Consider the following 18,795-nt stretch of genomic DNA (forward strand, 5'->3'; position numbering starts at 1 on the left):
GACGCAAGAGCGCCAAGACCGGTGAGAGTCTCAGCGCCCGCAGTAGGAGGGGTCGACGGCTGTCGGGCGATGCCACGACTCCTGGAGCCCGGCCGGTTGAAGGGTGCGGCTGAAAGCCTCCCCCCACGGCCCGGACCCGGAACTCTGATCGAGGAAGTCACGCAGCTTCTCGGTGATCATGCGGCAGACCTCCGGCGAGCCGTCGGGGAGGCCGACGCCGTACAGCTGAGTGTTCTCCGACATGCCGGAGAAAGCCGGCTCCGGCGCCACGTCGGCACTTCCGAAGGCCTTCAACATGCTCCAGTCCGAGATGACCATGGAGATGTCGTCCGGTCCGGAGGAGTTCGTCTCCAGCGCCTTCTCGCAGGCGAGAAGGGACATCTCCTGCCGCGTCCGGAACTGTAGTCCGAGAACCTGCTCGCCTGACCAGTCGCGGGTGAGCAGGTCGGCGGCCTCGGCGCTGGTGGTGCCGCTGGTCGAGCAGACGCCGATGGTCTTCTCGCCGGCCTGCCGGAGGAGCTTGGCAGCGTTGAACTGGGAACTCGTCACATCCATGTAGTAGGGGCCGGCCATGTCTATCTCCTCGAGGCGCTGGTCGGTGATCGAGAAGTTCGAGATGACCATCTGGACCTTGCCCTCCTTCAGCGCCGAGGCGCGGTGCGGCTGAAGGATCGGAACCCATTTGATCTCCCGCCATCCGAACTGCCGTTTCAGGAACTCGGCGAGTTCGATGTCGAATCCGGAGGGCCCGCCTTTGCCGTCGCCCGCGTCGCTCCAGCCCGGCAGTTGGCCGTTGTAGCCGATGGCCACCGTCTGATCGGCGCCGATCTTCCACGGGGCGAGGCCGGAATGCGGATCGGGCATCCTGGCGGCCATGATCCCCATCGGCGCCAGGGCGCACACGGCGGAGAGAGCGACGGTCCGGCGGCGCACCGGTGGGCGAGCTTTCACCGGGCCGGTGAGGTTACGGGCGACCAGCACACTCGCGGCGATGGCCGCCACGGCGAGGGGGAGCGCGAGGATGGTCGCGTGTCGTTCCCCGTCCTGCTGCCATTCGAGGAGGAACGTGCCGCTCAACGCGAGGGAGAACAGCGGGAACAGCCAGAGCAGATCTCTGCGGAACTGTCCGGCGCGATCGGGGCCGGTCCCGCCGGCCGGTGAGGGCGTCACGTGCGAGAGATGGGTCACGAGGCGGAAAGCTAGCAACGGAACAGTGGCAGCCAGGGGTTGCTGATCTGTCGGCGACAGGACTGACCGGTGTTGAACCTGCGATGTCCGACCGGGGTGTGAACGGGGGTTCGGTTCGTAGGCCGGTCACCGTTGTCACCCCGGTGGAGGCACGGGTGAACGTGAGCACCATCCGTGATCGCCGTCGTCCGTTCCGGGTCGCACGGGCGGGCAGTGTTGTCGGGTGAACAGCGGGTGGGGAGCGGCAAACGGGAGGGGCTGCGGTGCGAGACGGCTTCACGCGTACCCGGAAGGGACGTCTCGCACCACGGAGAAGGAGAGGGCCTACTCCTCGGCCTCTTCCTCCTCGTCGTCCTCGAAGACCTCGTCGATGAGCTCTCCGGCGAGGTAGCCGGCGGCGAGACCGCCGGCCGCGCCCATCAGGACGCCGCCCATCCCGGAGCCGCCGCCGTGCCCGCCGTGGTGCTGGTCGTGGCCGTAACCACCGTGGCCGGGAGCGCCGTAGCCGGGAGCGCCGTAGCCGGGCTGACCGTAAGCGGGCTGACCGTAACCAGGAGCGCCGTAGCCGGGCTGGCCGTAACCGGGCGCGCCGTGCCCCGGAGCGCCGTAGCCGGGAGCGGACTGGCGGTGCTCGATCGCCTGCCGGACCCAGCCGTCGACCTGCTGTCCCCAGTCGACGCTGTCGGCCGAACCGTGCTCGACCGTGTAGCGGCCGATGGCGTCGTGACCGCCGGTGAACAGGCCGCCGCGCTTGTCGAACTCGAGGATGACCTGGACGGCGTGCGGCGTCGTCACGAAGGTCAGCTCGGCCTCGCGGATGGCGTGCGAGTACTGCGGGGCCGCGAAGTATTCGATCTCCTGGTAGAACGGGAGCGTCTGCGGCGCGCCGGCGATGTGGCCGTATTCCAGGTCGGCGCCCTTGAAGGTGAAGCCGAGCCGGGTGAACGCGTCGAGGATGCGCTGCTGCACGGGCAGCGGGTTGATGTAGATCGCGTCGAGGTCGCCCTTGTCGACGGCCTTGGCGATCGACACCTCGGTGCGCACGCCCATCACCATGCCGCGCAGCGGCTGGCCGTTGACCGCGGTGATCGGCGTCTCCCACGGCAGCGGGAACTGGAACGGCAGCGACAGGTGCTGGCCCTCGGCCAGGCGCATCGGGCCGCTGACGGTGACCCGGTGGAATTCGCCGGCGGCGGTGGCCTCGTGGTCGCCGCCCTCGACCTCCATCCGGGTGACCAGGCTGAGGGTGATGTGCTCGATCTCCACGTCGTGGCTGCCGCCGGTCAGGTTGACCTGGCCGGCGACCGGGCCACCGGGGTGGGCCTGCGGGTTGGCCAGCACGGTGTCGACGCTGGGACCGCCGACGCCGAAGGCGCCGAGCATCCTCTTGAACACAGTTTCTCCTGTGGTGAGAAAGGGATAGGAGGCGCTTGGCCTCGCAAAACGGACACTATCACGTGGCGCTGTATGGTTGCTGAATGTCAAACTGTACCGACCGTACGGTACAGTTTGAGGCATGGTGATCTCCCGTACCCGGCGCTGGGCACTCCTGGCGACGGTCAGCGCCGGCCTGCTACTGATCACGCTGGACAACGCGATCCTCTACACGGCGCTGCCCACGCTGGCCCGGGAGCTCGGCGCCACGCCCGCCGAAGGGTTGTGGATCATCAACGCGTACCCGGTGGTGATGGCCGGTCTGCTCCTCGGCAGCGGCACGCTCGGTGACCGGGTCGGCCACCGGATCATGTTCCTCGGCGGGCTCGCCGTGTTCGGGGCGGCCTCGCTGCTCGCCGCGTTCGCACCCGGCCCGGGCACCCTGATCGGCGCGCGGGCGCTGCTCGCGGTGGGCGCGTCGGCGATGATGCCGGCCACCCTGGCCCTGATCCGGGTGACCTTCCACGACGAGCGGGAACGCAACATGGCCATCGCGGTCTGGGGTTCCCTGGCCGTGGTCGGCGCGTCGCTCGGGCCGATCGCCGGCGGGCTGCTGCTGGAGTGGTTCTGGTGGGGCTCGGCCTTCCTGGTGAACGTGCCGGTGGTGGTGATCGCCCTGGTCGCCGGTCTGATCCTGGCGCCGCGCGGTGCCCCCGACACGGCCCGGCACTGGGACGCGCCGTCCTCGGCGCTGGCGACGCTGGGCCTGGTCGGCGCGGTCCTGGCGGTCAAGGAACTCGCGCACGTGCCGCCGTCCTGGCCGCTGGTCGCCGCCGGTACGGCCGCCGCGGTCACCGGGTTCACGCTGTTCGCCCGGCGGCAGCGCCGGCTCGCCGACCCACTGCTCGACCTGGGCATCTTCCGTAATCCGGTGTTCAGTTCGGGCGTGGCGGCCGCGGCGTTCTCGATGTTCACCATCGCCGGCCTGCAACTGGCCACCACCCAGCGGTTCCAGGAGGTCGCCGGGTTCACCCCGCTGCAGGCCGGGATGCTGGTCGCGGTGGTCGCGCTCGGATCGTTGCCGACCTCGCTGCTCGGCGCGGCGGTCGTGCACCGGACCGGGGTGCGCCCGTTGATCGCCGGTGGGCTCGCCTGCGCGGTGCCCGGCGTGGCGCTGACCATGACCGGTCTGGCGGCCGGGCTCCCGGTGCTGGTCGCGGGCATGGCGCTGACCGGCGCGGGCCTGGGTGCGGCGATGTCGGTGGCCTCGATGGCGATCATGGGTAACGTCCCGGCCGGCCGTGCCGGGATGGCGTCGTCGGTGCAGGAGGTGTCGTACGAGTTCGGTAGCCTCACCGCGGTCGCCCTGCTCGGCAGCCTGCTCGGCCTGGCCCGGGACGTGTCGGGCGACATGGACACCGCCTACCTGGTGGTGCTGGCGGTCGTGGCCGTCGCGCTGGCGGCCGGCGCCGGACTGACGAAGGGGGCGGCACGCTGATGCGGCAGAGCAACCGGTCGAAGATCCTGGAGGCGGCGATGCGGGTCGTCGAACGTGACGGCGTCACCGCGGTCACGTTCGAGGCGGTGGCCGCCGAGGCGGGACTGACCAAGGGCGGGCTGCTCTACCACTTCCCGGCCAAGGAGGCGCTGATCGAGGCGCTGCACCGGGACATGGCGGAGCGCTGGGAACGCGCCCTGGAGGCCGAGGGCGGCAACCCGGCGACGGCGTACGTGCGGCTGGCCGCCCGCACCGCGACCCGCGCCGAACTGGCCCTGATGGTGGACGCCGCGTCCCAGCCGCAGCGGCACCAACCGTGGGCCGAGGTGGCCGAGCGCTGGGCGCCGACGCCGGTGGAGCCGGACGACGCCGGCCTGGACCGGATCATCGCCCGCCTCGCCACCGACGGGTTGTGGCTCAACGAGTCGGTGGGCGCCACCCCGCTCGACCCCGCCCTGCGTCAGCGGGTCATCGACCGGATCTGCTCACTGGTGGACCGGGCCGAACCGGACCGTTCCCGACCCGGCCTCGAACACCGCGACGTCGCCGTCCACCCCGAGTGACCGGACGGCCCCGGTCACCCGGTAGTGGTGACCGTCCACCACGGGCAGTTCCAGCCGGGCGGTCACGTTGACCGGGATCGTCGCCTCGCCCCGGACCCCGCCGCCGACGCGCTGCCAGCTCAGGCCGATCTCGCCGCGCTGGGTGGGCACCGACCCGGAAGCCCGGTCGAGTCCCGACGCCGGCGGTTTCAGGACCGCCCCGGGCCGGATCCCGAGCAGCGTCTCGATCACGTCCACCGCGGACTGCGCACCCCACCCGTGCGACTGGCTGTAGTCGCCGGGTTCCGGATCCCACGCCTCCCAGGTGAACGTGCCGCCCTGATCCAGGATGCGCGCCCAGCCGAGATCGTCGTGGTCGGTGAGCAGCGCGAGCACGGCGTCCGGACGGCCGGCCTCGGCGAGTGCGCTGAGCAGCCAGTGCGCGGTCATCGGGCCTTGGCGCATGCCCATCCCGGCGATCCGCTCGGCCAGCGCGGGCAGGTCACCCTCCGGTGCGATCCCCAGAGCCATCGGGTACGCGGAAGCGTGCTGTCCCGCCGCCGCGGACGGGGTCCCGTCGGCCAGCAGGCCGTCCACGTAGGCGCCGTCGGCCCGGCGCAGACGCTGGTTGATCGCCGTGGTCAGGTCCCGCTGTGACGCGCGCAGGGCGTCCACCTCGCCGGCCGGCCGGCCGAGGACGCCGGCGATGTCCGCGGTCCGCCGCAGCACGTCGACGCCGAGGGCGTTGACGGTGGTCCGCGCGGCGGTGGTCATGTCGTAGCCGAAGCGTCCCGGCGCCGGCCAGTCGACGATGCCGTGGAGGTAGGGGCCGCTGCCGCCGCTGAGGTTGGTGACGAGCCCCGCGGTGGGCCCGCCGGCGGGAATGTGGTTCACGATGTATCGCGACGTGTCGCGGATTGCCGGATAGGCCTCAGCGAGCAGCCCGCGATCGCCGGTGACCTGGTAATACCGCCACACCCAGTTCGGAAACAACTCCGAGAAATCGGGGATGTCCCGTTTGCCGTCGCCGTTCGGATAAACCGCGTTGTATCTTCCCGTATCGGTTGCCCAGTACCGGCGGTTCGACGCCAGGAATTCACGGATCGCCTTCCGGGTGGCGGCCCGCTCGCCGAAACCCTGCATCGTGGCGTAGGAGATGTTCGCCGCGTCCGCGAGGAACTGGCCCTTCTCCCGGGTCGGCGTGTCGACGAACTGCTCCTGCACCGAGTACAGCGCGGACCGCTGCATCAACTCCCATACTCCGTCGAGAGTGGCGTCATCACTGTCGAAGCGGGCGGCCGGACCCTCGGTGGCGGTGTGCACCAGCACCGCGCGTACGTCGGCCGGGGTGATGTCCTCGCCCGCGCCGGGGATCTCCAGATAGCGGAACGCCAGATGGGTGAAGGCCGCGAACGTCTGGGCGCCGCCGGCCTGCGTGTAGGGGTAGGTCATGGTCGTGCTCTGGGTGGCGCGCCCGGTGGTGGACACCCGTCCGTCCGCTGCCAGCTCGTAACTCGCCCGCAGGGTCAGCGTGCGGCCCGCCACCCCCTGATCGAAATCGACCACGGGCCGGGCCGGGATGACCACGCCGAAGTCCGCGACGGGGGTGCCGTCGGCGGCGGTCAGGATCCTCTTCGCCGGCACCATGACCTCACTGACCAGGGCGTCCAGGGCGCTCAGATGGGTGAACGGTGCTGTCGGATGGGTGCCGGCGACCGCCACCGGACTCCAGGCCGCGTCGTCGAAACCGGCCTGCTGCCAGCCTCGCACGGCCTGCGCGCGGAGCCCGTCGGCGTGTTCGATCCGGTCACCCTCGCCGTTGCGCAGGGCGCCCTGGCGGTACGGGCCCTCGGCGGTGCGCCACGAGGCGTCCGAGACGACGGCCTGCCGGGTGCCGTCGGCGTACTCCACCACGACCGTGACGAGCAGCCCCGGGGCGCCGGCGGCCCGGCCCTGGCCCGGGCCGTACCAGTGCAGCAGTGCACCGAGGGTGAGCGTCGCGGAGTGCCGGACCGCGGAGGTCACGTCCGCGGCCTGGTAGAAACCTTCGCCGGGATAGCCGAACGAACTGCCCCGGCCGGCCCGGGTCCCGTTGACCCACAACTCCCACGTGTGGCTGCCGGCCACGTAGGCGCGGGCCCGCACCACCGTCGCCGCGTCACCGGTCAGCGGTGTCTCGTCGCGCAGCAGCGACCAGTCGTCGGCCACGCCGGTGGTCCGCCGGATCCACGCGGCGCCCTCCCAGCCGTCGTCACCGATGCCGGTCTCGAAGCCGGCCGGCCGCGCCCACGGTGACACCCGGCCGGTGCGGTCCCAGGTCCGGACGGTCCACGTCCAGGCGGCGCCCTCCGGCAGGGCCGGCCCGTCGTGCGCCTGATCGGCGGACCGGACCCGGCCGGAATCCCACACGGTCGCCCCGCGCGCGTCACGGACCCGCAGCTGGAAGGCGGTCTGGATCTCGCCGGGGTCGCGGTCGCGGGGCTGCCAGCCGAACCGCGGCGCCCCCTCGACGGTCAGCGGGCGGCTGAGGTCGTCGACGGTCAGCCGGGCCGGGGCGCCGGGGGAGTGGCCGCCGGCGGAGGCCGGGACGGCGATCAGCCCGGCGGCGAGAAGTCCGGCCGCGACGGCGGCCCGCAATCGTGCGGAGATCGGGGCGGTGGTCGGCCGGGCAGCGGCCCGCAATCGTGCGGAATCGATGGTAATCATCCTCCTCGACGGAATCTGAAACCTTTCAATTCATCCGACGGCAACGTTACGGAAATCAATACAACGACGTCAAGGAATGATTTGATTCACTGATCTCGATTCTGGATGTTCGGCCCATGTGCCGGTGCGCACCCGTGCGATCGGATGGCGGAGACCGCTAACGCCGTCCACAGAGGAGGTCCCGTGCGCACACCTTCGGGTGCCACGGCAGCATCCACCGCCGCGATCGTCGCGGCCGTCATCGTCATCAGCGCCGGCGCCGAGAGTTCGGCGGCCCCGGCCCCGCTCACCGCACCGGGACCCGCCGCCACCGGCTCCCAGGGCGACCACGACCACGGCCGGATCGAGGACAACCGCCGGGGCGAACTCGCCCCCACCGCACTCCAGCGCCGCAGCGCCACCGCATCCGGGGCGACGACCCGGTGGAACACCCTCGGCACACCCGCCACACTGACCGCCCGCACCGAGCCGCTGGCCACCGGACTGCCCGCCGAACCGGTCGCCGCCGCCGAGGCGTACGTGGCCGGCCACCTCGACGTCCTCGGCCTGACCGCGGCCGCCGCCGACTCCCTCGAACTACTGACCAGCGCCCCGCTCGGCGAAGGCGCCGCGGTCGTCTTCCGGCAGCGCTTCGGCGACCTCGTCGCCGGCACCGACGGCCTGCTATCGGTCGGCGTCCGCGACGGCCAGGTGTGGTACGTGAGCTCCTCGCTGGCCCGCGACGCCTCGACGCCCGCACCGGCCACCCTCACCGCGGCCGACGCCCAGCGCCTGGCAGCCGCCCATCACGGTGTCGTGGACCCCACCGTGCTGGGCACCAAACTGGTCGCCGTGCCGACCGCCGCCGGCCCCCGCGCCGCGTGGCAGGTCACCTTCGGCGCCGGCCTGACCGGCGACGCCCCCGAAGCGTGGACCACACACGTCGACGCCCGCGACGGCGCGGTGCTGGTCAGCGAGAGCATCGTGGACGCCGAGACGGACAACCCGCAGTGGGACGTCTTCCCGCACTCGCCGCCCGTGGACTACTCGTCCCGCGACACCCGGGTGACCTGGGGCGGCACCACCTGGGACGTCGACCCGGCCACCGGCACACCCACGTTCACCACCCGCGGCAACAACGCGATCACGGTGCACAACTGGACGTCGAACGACCCGTACAGTGTGGGCACCGAGACCGCCACGCCCAGCCCGACCCGCGACTACCGGTATCCGTGGGCCAACCAGTGGCACGAGGAGAGCTGCAACCCCGCGGTCTTCGACTCGCCGGAGCGCAACGACATCGACGCGGCCCGGGCCAACCTGTTCGCCATGCACAACCGGATGCACGACTGGTCCTACGGCCTGGGCTTCACCGAGGCGACCTGGAACATGCAGCAGGAGAACGGCGCCGCCGCCGGGCTCGACGGCGACTACGAGCAGGGCAACGCGCAGGCCGGCGGGATCAGCGGCGGCCCGCCCGGATTCGAGGCACGCAACAACGCCAACCAGATCACCCCGCCGGACGGCCAGCCCACCACCACCAACATGTACCTGTGGCAGCCGATCGCCGGTGCCTTCTACGCGCCCTGCGTGGACGGCGACTACGACATGTCCGTGATCGCCCACGAGTACACCCACGCGATCACCAACCGCATGATCGCCGGACCGGACGCCGGCCTCAGCTCGCCGCAGGGCATGAGCGAGAGCTGGTCCGACCTGCTCGCCGTGGAATACCTGTCCGAGTACGGCTACCTGCCGAAGGGCGCCAACGCGTTCACCGTCGGCCAGTACGTGACCGGCGACCCGAACGCGGGCATCCGCAACTTCAACATGACCCGCAGCCCGCTCAACTACAGCCACGTCGACTACGACTTCGTCGGGCTGCAGGTGCACGCCTCCGGGGAACTGTGGAGCGCCACCAACTACGACATCCGCAGCGCGTTCGTGAAACGGTACGGCGCCGGCAACGCCAAGCTGCAGAAGTCCTGCGCCGAAGGGAAGACGCCGGTCACCAAGTGCCCCGGCAACCGCCGCTGGATCCAGCTGGTGTTCGACTCGTTCCTGCTGATGGCCACCAGCGCCAACAGCCAGGTGGACGCCCGCGACGCGCTGCTCGCCGCCGACCGGGTCCGCTTCGGCGGAAAGAACCAGGACATCCTCTGGAACGCGTTCGCCAAACGCGGCCTCGGTGAGACGGCTGCCAGCAACGGCGCCGGCGACGCCAACCCGGCACCCGGGTTCACCTCGCCGCACGCCCGCGAGGCGACGGTCACGCTGCGCCCGGTCGACGAGACCGGCAAGCCGGTCACCGGCGCCAAACTGTTCGTCGGCGACTACCAGGCCCGCGCGGTCCCGGTGGCCGACACCGACCCGGCGACCACCCTGGCCGACCGGGTCAGCCTGGTGCCCGGCAAGTACACCTTCCTGGTGCAGGCCCCCGGGTACGGCCACGCCCGCGTCGCCGCCACCGCGGTCAAGGCCGGTAAGACCACGACCCTGACCGTTCGGCTGCCCCGCAACCTGGCCTCGGCCACCTCCGGCGCCACCGCCACCGGCGACGGCATCAACCTGGCCCGGCTGATCGACGACGACGAGGCCACCAACTGGGCGTCGTTGGGCAGTGCCGTGGCCGGCAAGCAGGTCACCGTCGACCTGGCCGGCGAGGCGCAGCGCGTCCGCCGGGTCCAGGTCAGCGCCCTGCTACGCCCGGCGATCACCACCGGGGACCCGGACGTGGGCACGCAGAACCGCTTCTCGGCGCTGCGCCAGTTCAAGGTCCTGGCCTGCACCGCGACGGCCACCGTGACCTGTGGCGACGCGGCGAGCTTCCGGACCGTCTACACCAGTAGGCGGGACGCGTTCCCGTCGGTCGCACCCCGGCCGCGCGCCCCCGAACTGCTGATCACATCGTTCGACATCCCGGACGTCACCGCGACCCACCTGCGCGTCGAGGTGGTCACCAACCAGTGCACCGGCGCACCCGACTACGCCGGTGAGCAGGACGCCGACCCGCGCGCCGGCACCGACTGCGCCACCGCCAGCCCGCAGGCGCAGAACGTGCGCATCGCGGAGTTCCAGGCGTTCACCCGGTAACCTCGGCGACCGTGACCGATCCCGAGGACCACGCGGCGGGCCTGCCGCACTGGATGGTCATGGTCGCCCGAGCTCCAGCCGGGTCGGCCCGCCTGCTCCACCGGGTGGGCCGGCCCGGCGTCACGCTGTTCGACGAGGAGCGGAGTCGCCAGGCCGGCCGGGTGACCGTGGACCGGTTCCCCCGGAACCGGGACGCCTCCATCGACTGGACCGGGGTGGCCGGGGCGGACACCGGTCAGACTGTCGAGGGTTTCCTTCGGGCCGGCCGCGGCGACGTGCTCGTCATCTGGGGCACCCGGATCGGGCCGGTGGCCCGGGTGACCGCGACGCTGCTGCTCGACCACCTGCCGGCGCTCCTGATCGACGGGATGCCGGTGTTCTGGCTGGTCCGCGACGGTCTCCTGCTGGAGTGCAACGGCCTGGAGGACACCGTGACGGTCATCCCGTCGCCGTCGGCAGATCTCCTGTCGTCCGGTGGCTTCGAGGGTGCCGCGGTGGTCACTGCGGTGCCGCCTCCGGTAGGTCTCCCGTCGTCCAGCGAGTGAGACGGCGCCGGTCGGCACCGCGGGTCAGCCAGGTGCCGTCGCCCAGGGTGATCGGCGGTGGTGCCGCGGCCGCGCCCTCGGCCGGGTCCGGCGGCGGGCCGTCCGTCTCGGTGGTGGTGGCGTCCGCCGGGTAGCGGATCGAGCCGATCACCTCGACCCGGCGGACGTCGACCAGCCAGTGCTGTACGTTGGCGTCGCCGTGGCCCTTGTCGCTGGTGCTCATCACCAGGCGGCCGTCGGCGGCCACGGTCAGGTCGGTCATGTCCCAGGCGCTGCGCGGGCCGTTGCCGGGCATCCGGTCCGCGAAGAACGTGCCGACCACGGCGTGGTCGCTGATCCGCTGGACGGCGAACTCCTCGTTGCGGGCGTGGCCGACGCTCAGGAACCGGTCGTCGAACGCGCCGAGCATCACCCGTTCGTCGCCGGTGACCCGGTCGACGTGCAGCTTTCCGTCGCGGAGCGTGCCCCACAGGGCGGGCGACCCGTCCTGGCCCTCGCCCACGCCCAGTCCCATCGTGGCCGGGTCGCGGTGCCCGACGTGGTGGGAGCCCTCGGTGGCGGTCGCGAGTTCGGCCTGGGCGAGGACGGTGCCCTCCTCCGCGTCCAGGACCACCCACAGTTCGCCCGTCGACACCTCGCCCAGTCCGCCCGTCGACACCTCGCCCGTCGGCACCTCGCCGGAGTCGGCTTTCGGGACGTGCGCCCACAGGGTCCGGCCGTCGCTGCCGAAGGCCACCGAGCCGCTGCTGGCCCACCGGTGCAGGTCGTCGTCGAGCGGCACGAGCGGTGTCTCGTGCATCTTCGAGCAGCCCCAGCAGGCGTGCCGGTATTCCCACCGGATCCGGCCGTCACGGTCCACCGCGCGGACCGCCGTCATCCCGCTGAACACGGCGACGTTCAGGTCCGGCCCGACCACCGCCGACCCGTTGCGGGAGCCGGGCCAGGGCTGGGCGAACCGGGCTACCGGCTCGTTGTCCCGGTCGACGTCGAACACCACCAGCTCGCCGGCGTTGCGAACGCTGACCAGCACCCGCCCCGGTGGTGCCGGGCTGAGTGGGCCCGCGACGCCTGCTCTGGCGAAGTCATTCGGCAGCGTGAACTCGCCCACCCGGACCGCCTCGATCTCCACCTGCCCATCATCGCGCAAGTCGGGGAGTGAGAAGGGAGTAGTTCGGCGGGTTCCGCTTGCATGAGGTGTCCGGCACCGCTAATTTCTCGATAATGAAAATCGCTTTCACTGGCAAGGGTGGCAGTGGGAAGAGCACCCTGGCCGCCCTCTTCGTCGGACACCTGCGTGCCGCCGGACACCGCGTCCTGGCCGTCGACGCCGACGTCAACGTGCACCTGGCACCACTGCTCGGGGTGACCGCCGAGTCCGGCGCCGCCCTGTCCCACCCGGACAACGCCGCCGCCGTCCGCCGGCACCTGCTCGGCGACAACACACTGATCGGCGGCCCGGACCGGTTCGTGGCGACCACCCCACCCGGCCCGGGATCCCACCTGGTCACCCTGGACCCGGCCGACCCAGTCCTCACCGGGCACGCGGTGGCCCTCGACCCGGCGACACACGTCATGCACGTCGGCACCTACGAGGCAGAGAACATCGGCAACGGCTGCTACCACGGGCACCTGGCGATCCTGGAGAACCTGCTCTCCCACCTGAACCCCGCCGACGGCGACTGGGTGGTCTGCGACATGGTGGCCGGCACCGACGCATTCGCGAACTCGCTGCACGCCCAGTTCGACGCGATCGCCGTAGTGGTCGAACCGACCCCGGAATCGGTGACGGTCGCCCGGCGCTACCGTGAACTGGCCGTAGCGGCGGGCGTCGACGACCTGCTCCTGCTCGTCGGCAACAAGGTCACCGACGAGGCGGACCGCGACTACCTGCGCCGGGAACTCGGCACCGACCCGCTGACCGCGCTGACACTGCAGACGGGCCTACGCCGGGCCCGCCAGTCCGGTCGCGCCCCGAGCCCCACCGACCTGGACGACGCCACCCCGCTGCGACTGATCGCGTCCCGGGTCCGTCCGGTCCCACACTCCCGGCGCGAGGCACGCCTGCGTGAGCTGCACCTGAAGCTGGCCACGAAGACCTGGGTGAAGGCCACCCACGGTGACGTGACCACGCAGCTGGCCCCAGCCACCGCCTGACCCACCGTCAATCCCACCTTATCGCGGGCAATCCGGCCTTATCACGGGCAATCACGTCTTGTCGGGGCAATTACGTCTTGCGCGGTCGATCCCGCCTTGTCGCGGTTAACCCTGCCTTGACGCGGTCGATCCCGTCTTGTCGCGGGCAACTCCGCAGCCGATCCGTGCTCCGGGCGCACCGGCACCCGTCGACGGGAGGGCAAGTGCACCCGGCTCGTGTTGTGGGTGCGCCTGCTGCCCTTCGGGGTGGTGCTTGCACCCGGCTCGTGTTGTGGGTGCGCCTGCTGCCCTTCGGGGTGGTGCTTGCACCCGGCTCGTGTTGTGGGTGCGCCTGCTGCCCTTCGGGGTGGTTGCTTGCACCCGGCTCGTGTTGTGGGTGCGCCTGCTGCCCTTCGGGGTGGTGCTTGCACCCGGCCCGAGTTTCGGGTGCTCCAACCGCCCTTCAGGGCGGAACCCGCACCCGTTCGCGTTCTGGGTGCGCCGACCGCCGTCAGCGGGAGGTCGGGCGCACCCGATCCGGGACCCGGGTGCGCCGACGTCGTTTATGGGCGGGTGGTTGCACCCGGTCGGTGTTTGGGTGCGGTGGCCGTCGCTCGGGGTGGTGCCCGTCCCCGGTGGCGGATCGGGTGCGCGGGCTGCCGTTGGTGGGAGGTTGGGTGCACCCGATCTAGGGTTCGGGTGCGGTGGCCGGCCTTTGCGGGAGGGTGAGTGCACCCAAGGCGCGACTGGGTGCGGGCACCGTCTCGAGGGGCGGCGAATGCACCCGGTCGCGCCGCGGGCGGGGTGGTGACTGCGCCTGGTCGTGCTTTGGGTGCGCGGGCTGCCGTTGGTGGGAGGTTGGGTGCACCCGATCTAGGGTTCGGGTGCGGGGGCTGCCCTTTGTGGGAGGGTGAGTGCACCCGAGGCGCGACCGGGTGCGGGCACCGCCTCGAGGAGCGGCCGGTGCACCCGAACCCCAGATCGGGTGCACCTGGCGCGCCCTGCCCGAGCCGCGATCGGGTGCGGCGACCGCCCTGTGCGGCGACCGCCCTGTGCGGCGACCGCCCTGTGCGGCGGGTCAGGACGCGGGGGCCGTTGCGGAGACCTCACGCAGGATGTCGTCCACCCGCTCCTTCGCGTCGCCGAACAGCATCGCGGTGTTCTCGCGGAAGAAGAGCGGATTCTGCACCCCCGCGTACCCCGCCGCCATCGACCGCTTGAAGACGATCACCTCGCCGGCCTCCCACACCGTCAGCACCGGCATCCCCGCGATCGGCGACGACGGATCGTCCAGCGCCGCCGGGTTCACCGTGTCGTTCGCGCCGATCACCAGCACCACCGACGTGCCGGCGAAGTCGTCGTTGATCTCGTCGAGTTCGAGCACGATGTCGTACGGCACGTGCGCCTCGGCCAGCAGCACGTTCATGTGACCGGGCAGACGGCCGGCCACCGGGTGGATGCCGAACCGTACGGTCACCCCGCGCTCGCGGAGCAGCGACGTCAGCGCCGCGACCCCGTGTTGCGCCTGGGCGACCGCCATCCCGTACCCCGGCGTGATGATGACCGACTCGGCGGTGAGCAGAAGGTCCGCGACGCCGGAGGCGGTGATCTCGCGGTGTTCGCCGTGGTCCTCGCTGCCGCCGGGCCCGGCCTCGATGCCGAAGCCACCGGCGATCACCGACAGGAAGGAGCGGTTCATCGCCTTGCACATGATGAACGACAGGTAGGCGCCGGACGACCCGACCAGTGCCCCGGTCACGATCAGCAGGTCGTTCTCGAGCAGGAATCCGGCGGCGGCCGCGGCCCACCCGGAGTAGCTGTTCAGCATCGACACCACGACCGGCATGTCGCCGCCGCCGATCGACGCGACCAGGTGCCAGCCCAGCGCCAGCGCCACCACCGTCGCCGCGACCAGTGGCCACAGGCTCGGCGCCACCACGAACCATGCGGTCAGCGCCACGAACACCACCAGCGCGCCGATGTTCAGCGCGTTCTTGCCGGGCAGCATCAGGGGACTCGATCTCACCCGCCCGGACAGCTTGAGGAACGCCACGATCGAACCGGTGAACGTGACCGCGCCGATGAACACGCCGATCACCACCTCGGCGCCGTGGATGCCCAGCATGTCCCGGCCCGCCAGCAACGCCGCCTCGGTGCCGTCCGGATCGCCTTCCACGTGCAGGTACCCGTTCCAGCCGACCAGTACGGCGGCCAGGCCGACGAAACTGTGCAGCAGGGCGATCAGTTCCGGCATGCCGGTCATCTCCACCCGGGCGGCCCGGTGCAGGCCGATCGCCGCGCCGATCAGGGTGGCGGCCACCAGCAGTCCCAGGCCGGTCGTGCCGATGTCCCGGGTGACGGCCAGCGCGATCGTGGCGATCAGGGCCACCGCCATGCCGGCGATGCCCAGCGCGTTGCCCGACCGGGCGGTCTCGTGCCGGGACAGCCCGGCCAGGGCCAGGATGAACAGCAGGGCGGCGACGATGTAGGCACCCTGCGCCGCGGTCTCGACGGTCATCATCGGCTCCTGGAGAACATGGCGAGCATGCGGCGGGTCACGGCGAAACCGCCGAAGACGTTGATCGAGGCCAGCAGTGTGGCGGCGACCGCGAGAGCGGTGACCGGGCCACCGCCGTGGCCGATCTGGAGCAGGGCGCCGACCACGATGATCCCGGAGATCGCGTTGGTGACCGACATCAGTGGCGTGTGCAGCGCGTGATGCACCTTGCCGATCACGTAGTAGCCGATCACCACGGCCAGGGCGAAGACGGTGAGGTGCCCGCGCAGGGCGGTCGGCGCCAGCGCGGCGAGCAGGAACACGACGGCTGCGCCGGCCCCGATCAGTATCGGTCGGCGTGCCGGTTTCGGTTCCGGCTTGGCGGGGGGCGGGATCTGTTTCGCGGGTACGGGTGACGCCGACACCGGCACGGGAGGAGGCGGCCACGTCAGCTCGCCGTCGCGGACCACGGTCACCGACCGCTGGACCACGTCGTCGAAGTCCAGCACCAGCCGCCCGTCCCGTCCCGGGGTCAGCAGTCTCATCAGGTTGACCAGGTTGGTGCCGTACAGCTGGGAGGCCTGTGCGGGCAGCCGGCCCGGCAGGTCGGTGTACCCGATGATCGTCACGCCGTTCGCGGTGGTCACCACCTCGCCCGGGACGGTGCCCTCCACGTTGCCGCCGTTCGCCGCGGCCATGTCGACGATCACGCTGCCGGGCCGCATCGACGCCACCATCGGCGCGGTGATCAGCCGGGGTGCCGGCCGGCCGGGGATCAGCGCGGTGGTGATCACGATGTCCACCTCGCTCGCCTGTGCCGCGTACAGCCGGGCGGCCCGTTCGGTGTAGTCACCGGACATCTCCTTGGCGTACCCGGTCGACGACACCTCCACGTCGTCCGCCTCCACCGCCAGGTATTCGCCGCCCAGCGACCTGACCTGGTCGGCGACCTCCGGGCGGGGGTCGGTGGCCCGGACGATCGCGCCCAGCGACCCGGCCGCGCCGATCGCCGCCAGCCCGGCCACCCCGGCGCCCGCCACCAGCACCTTCGCCGGCGGCACCTTGCCCGCGGCGGTCACCTGCCCGGTGAAGAACCGGCCGAACGCGTGCGCCGCCTCGACCACCGCGCGGTAGCCGGCGATGTTCGCCATCGACGACAGCACGTCCAGCGACTGGGCCCGGGAGATCCGCGGCACCGCGTCCATCGACAGCGCGGTGATCGGCCGGGCGGCCAGTTCGTCGACGAATCCGGGGTCGAGCCGCGGGTTGAGCATGCCGATCAGGGTGGTGCCCGCGGCGAGCCGGTCGAGGTCCGGCGGGTTGATGGTCAGCAGCACGTCCGCGGCGTACGGGTCGCCGATGCTCGCCCCGGCACCCGCGTAGGTGTCGTCGGTGAACGCGGAGGCCTCACCGGCGCCGGTCTCCACCACCACCTGGTAGCCGAGTTTCACCAGCTCGCCGACGGTCGTGGGGGTGGCCGCGACACGCCGCTCCGCCGGATGCGGGTCGCGCGGTACTCCGATGACCATCAATGTGACTCCCCTCGCCGGTAAAGGTGACATTAAGTGTTCGGGTCCCGGAATCCCAGGGTCCACCGGCCCGCGCGGCGAGGAGGACCGGCCCGGGGCGCGATCCGGCGGTAGGCTGACCGGCCATGCGGATCACGGCGGAGGACGGCCTGTCCCGGGACGAAACCCTGGAACTCTACGGTGCCGTCGGCTGGCACGGGTACGTCAACGACCCGGACGCGCTGCTCCGCGGCCTGGCCGGCGCACACGTCCTGCTGACGGCCCGCGACGATGACGGCCGGCTGGCCGGCCTGGCCCGCACGGTCTCCGACGACGCCACCGTCTGCTACGTCCAGGACCTGCTCATCCACCCGGACATGCAGCGCCGCGGCGTGGGCCGTCTCCTGATGGAGGAGCTGAAGAGGCGGTACGCCCACTGCCGCTTCTTCGTCCTCTCCACCGACGCGGCCGGCACCGAGGACGCGCAACGCTCGCACCCGTTCTACCGCGCCCAGGGCCTGATCGAGCATGCGGAACAGGGCATGACCGCGTTCGCCCTCCCGGTGCGCCGCGGTCCGACCCCGGACTGACCGGCCGGCGCGGAGAGAGCATCCTGCGATAAGACTTCCCCTGCCCGGACCGGCCACGATGATCGATATCTGTCCGTTCGGCGAAGGGAAGACGGGATGCCCGTCAGCCGTCAGATGCGTCTGCTCTCCCACCCGCCGGGCACCCGGCCGGTACCCGGTGAGGTGGCCCTGGAGAAGGTGGAGGTACCGGATCCCGGGCCGGGGGAGGTGCTGGTCCGTAACCTCTACATGGCCGTCGACCCGGGGCTGCTCCTGCGGATGCGGCCGCTCGACGGCCTGGTCCCGGACTTCCCGGTCGGCGAGGTGATGTGGGGCCACGCCCTCGGTGAGGTGGAGTCGTCGCGGGATCCGGCTCTGCGCCCCGGTGACGTGGTGCTGCACCGGCTGGCCTGGCGCGAGTTCGCGGTCGCACCCGCGTCCACCTTCCGCAAGGTGGACGCGGACGCGTACCCGTCGGTGTCGCACCATCTCAGCTCGGCGGTGGTCGCCTACGTCGGCCTGCGGCAGACCCGGATCGACCCGGGTGACACCGTGGTGGTGAGCAGTGCCGCCGGTGCGGTCGGCAGCGTGGCCGGCCAGCTCGCCCGGATCGGGGGCGCGGGCCGGGTGATCGGCAGTGTCGGCTCGGCCGCCAAGGTCGCGTTCGCGGTCGAGACCCTGGGCTTCGACGAGGCGTTCGACTATCACGACGGCTGGCCGGACCTCGGCGGCGTCGACGTCTACTACGACAACGTGGGCGGCCGTCAACTGGAGGCGGCGATCGACGCGATGCGTCCGCACGGCCGGATCCTGCTCAACGGCGGGACCGAGCAGCAGCTCACCGGCGAGACCTACGGCATCCGGAACATGCAGATGGTGATCGCCAAGCGGCTCACCCTGCAGGGTTTCACCACCGACGACCACCCGGACCTGCTCCCGGCGTTCGACCGGGAGTTCCCGGCGCTGGTCGCCGGCGGTGCGGTGGTGCTGCACGAGACGATCATCGACGGCCTGGAGAACATCATCGCCGCGACGCGGGCGCAGCTCGACGGCGCCTACCTGGGCAAGGTGCTGCTGCGCTTCTGAGCGCCGGGCGGCCCGGCGAGCGCGGCGCCCCGGCTGATTGCCGGGGCGCCGCGTCCGTGCGTTCGTCAGAGGACCTC

At 71.6% G+C, this 18,795-nt stretch carries 13 protein-coding genes; 7 read left to right on the top strand and 6 right to left on the bottom strand.

Annotation, left to right across the window (positions count from 1 at the left end):
* Positions 1-30: 30 nt before the first annotated feature.
* Positions 31-1,188: a transporter substrate-binding domain-containing protein gene (locus WH85_RS21375; RefSeq protein ID WP_045743705.1), complete on the bottom strand. Its 1,158-nt coding sequence runs from the start codon at positions 1,186-1,188 to the stop codon at positions 31-33.
* Positions 1,189-1,512: 324 nt separating this feature from the next.
* A complete protein-coding gene (locus WH85_RS21380; protein ID WP_045743706.1) occupies positions 1,513-2,571 on the bottom strand; it encodes a sporulation protein in 1,059 nt (352 codons plus the stop codon).
* A 133-nt stretch (positions 2,572-2,704) separates the two neighbouring features.
* On the opposite strand from WH85_RS21380, the gene WH85_RS21385 reads away from it, so the two are divergent.
* On the top strand, positions 2,705-4,060 hold the full coding sequence (locus WH85_RS21385) for an MFS transporter (RefSeq protein ID WP_063775531.1): 1,356 nt from the start codon (positions 2,705-2,707) through the stop codon (positions 4,058-4,060).
* Entirely contained in the window at positions 4,060-4,623 is a 564-nt protein-coding gene (locus WH85_RS21390) for a TetR/AcrR family transcriptional regulator (RefSeq protein WP_045743707.1), read from the top strand. The genes WH85_RS21385 and WH85_RS21390 overlap by 1 nt, the downstream gene beginning before the upstream one ends.
* Here the strand turns inward: WH85_RS21390 and WH85_RS21395 are convergent.
* The gene (locus tag WH85_RS21395) at positions 4,546-7,308 is read right to left on the bottom strand and encodes a family 78 glycoside hydrolase catalytic domain (protein WP_045743708.1); all 2,763 of its coding nucleotides are present in this window, start codon (positions 7,306-7,308) and stop codon (positions 4,546-4,548) included. The genes WH85_RS21390 and WH85_RS21395 overlap by 78 nt on opposite strands.
* Before the next feature lie 183 nt (positions 7,309-7,491).
* Here WH85_RS21395 and WH85_RS21400 point away from each other — a divergent pair, with 183 nt between their 5' ends.
* Entirely contained in the window at positions 7,492-10,380 is a 2,889-nt protein-coding gene (locus WH85_RS21400) for a M36 family metallopeptidase (protein WP_045743709.1), read from the top strand.
* Between the two features lie 11 nt (positions 10,381-10,391).
* On the top strand, positions 10,392-10,925 hold the full coding sequence (locus WH85_RS21405) for a hypothetical protein (RefSeq protein ID WP_045743710.1): 534 nt from the start codon (positions 10,392-10,394) through the stop codon (positions 10,923-10,925).
* Here WH85_RS21405 and WH85_RS47200 read toward each other — a convergent pair.
* Positions 10,879-12,054: a hypothetical protein gene (locus WH85_RS47200; protein WP_052720613.1), complete on the bottom strand. Its 1,176-nt coding sequence runs from the start codon at positions 12,052-12,054 to the stop codon at positions 10,879-10,881. The genes WH85_RS21405 and WH85_RS47200 overlap by 47 nt on opposite strands.
* Positions 12,055-12,146: 92 nt before the next feature.
* On the opposite strand from WH85_RS47200, the gene WH85_RS21415 reads away from it, so the two are divergent.
* A complete protein-coding gene (locus tag WH85_RS21415) occupies positions 12,147-13,079 on the top strand; it encodes an ATP-binding protein (protein WP_045743711.1) in 933 nt (310 codons plus the stop codon).
* A gap of 1,057 nt (positions 13,080-14,136) precedes the next feature.
* On the opposite strand, the gene pntB is transcribed toward WH85_RS21415, so the two are convergent.
* Positions 14,137-15,576, bottom strand: a complete 1,440-nt coding sequence (pntB, locus tag WH85_RS21420) for a Re/Si-specific NAD(P)(+) transhydrogenase subunit beta (RefSeq protein ID WP_211275411.1) — start codon at positions 15,574-15,576, stop codon at positions 14,137-14,139.
* Positions 15,576-17,084 carry a Re/Si-specific NAD(P)(+) transhydrogenase subunit alpha gene (locus WH85_RS21425; protein ID WP_045743713.1) on the bottom strand — a complete coding sequence of 503 codons (1,509 nt, stop codon included), beginning with the start codon at positions 17,082-17,084 and terminating at the stop codon, positions 15,576-15,578. The genes pntB and WH85_RS21425 overlap by 1 nt, the downstream gene beginning before the upstream one ends.
* 125 nt (positions 17,085-17,209) lie before the next feature.
* On the opposite strand from WH85_RS21425, the gene WH85_RS21430 reads away from it, so the two are divergent.
* Positions 17,210-17,653 (top strand): GNAT family N-acetyltransferase, encoded by a 444-nt coding sequence (locus tag WH85_RS21430; RefSeq protein ID WP_045743714.1) that lies wholly within the window; start codon positions 17,210-17,212, stop codon positions 17,651-17,653.
* A 96-nt stretch (positions 17,654-17,749) separates the two neighbouring features.
* Positions 17,750-18,718, top strand: a complete 969-nt coding sequence (locus WH85_RS21435; RefSeq protein WP_045743715.1) for an MDR family NADP-dependent oxidoreductase — start codon at positions 17,750-17,752, stop codon at positions 18,716-18,718.
* Positions 18,719-18,795: the final 77 nt, after the last annotated feature.

The organism is Actinoplanes rectilineatus (genome assembly GCF_000962825.1).
Taxonomy (GTDB): domain Bacteria; phylum Actinomycetota; class Actinomycetes; order Mycobacteriales; family Micromonosporaceae; genus Actinoplanes; species Actinoplanes rectilineatus.

What these genes read in the sequence shown, in the direction of transcription:
- WH85_RS21425 (WP_045743713.1), bottom strand. Translation starts at nt 17,084, where the DNA reads ATGGTCATCGGAGTACCGCGCGACCCGCATCCGGCGGAGCGGCGTGTC.
- WH85_RS21430 (WP_045743714.1), top strand. Translation starts at nt 17,210, where the DNA reads ATGCGGATCACGGCGGAGGACGGCCTGTCCCGGGACGAAACCCTGGAA.
- WH85_RS21385 (WP_063775531.1), top strand. Translation starts at nt 2,705, where the DNA reads ATGGTGATCTCCCGTACCCGGCGCTGGGCACTCCTGGCGACGGTCAGC.
- WH85_RS21395 (WP_045743708.1), bottom strand. Translation starts at nt 7,308, where the DNA reads ATGATTACCATCGATTCCGCACGATTGCGGGCCGCTGCCCGGCCGACC.
- WH85_RS21380 (WP_045743706.1), bottom strand. Translation starts at nt 2,571, where the DNA reads ATGCTCGGCGCCTTCGGCGTCGGCGGTCCCAGCGTCGACACCGTGCTG.
- WH85_RS21390 (WP_045743707.1), top strand. Translation starts at nt 4,060, where the DNA reads ATGCGGCAGAGCAACCGGTCGAAGATCCTGGAGGCGGCGATGCGGGTC.
- WH85_RS21435 (WP_045743715.1), top strand. Translation starts at nt 17,750, where the DNA reads ATGCCCGTCAGCCGTCAGATGCGTCTGCTCTCCCACCCGCCGGGCACC.
- WH85_RS21415 (WP_045743711.1), top strand. Translation starts at nt 12,147, where the DNA reads ATGAAAATCGCTTTCACTGGCAAGGGTGGCAGTGGGAAGAGCACCCTG.
- pntB (WP_211275411.1), bottom strand. Translation starts at nt 15,576, where the DNA reads ATGACCGTCGAGACCGCGGCGCAGGGTGCCTACATCGTCGCCGCCCTG.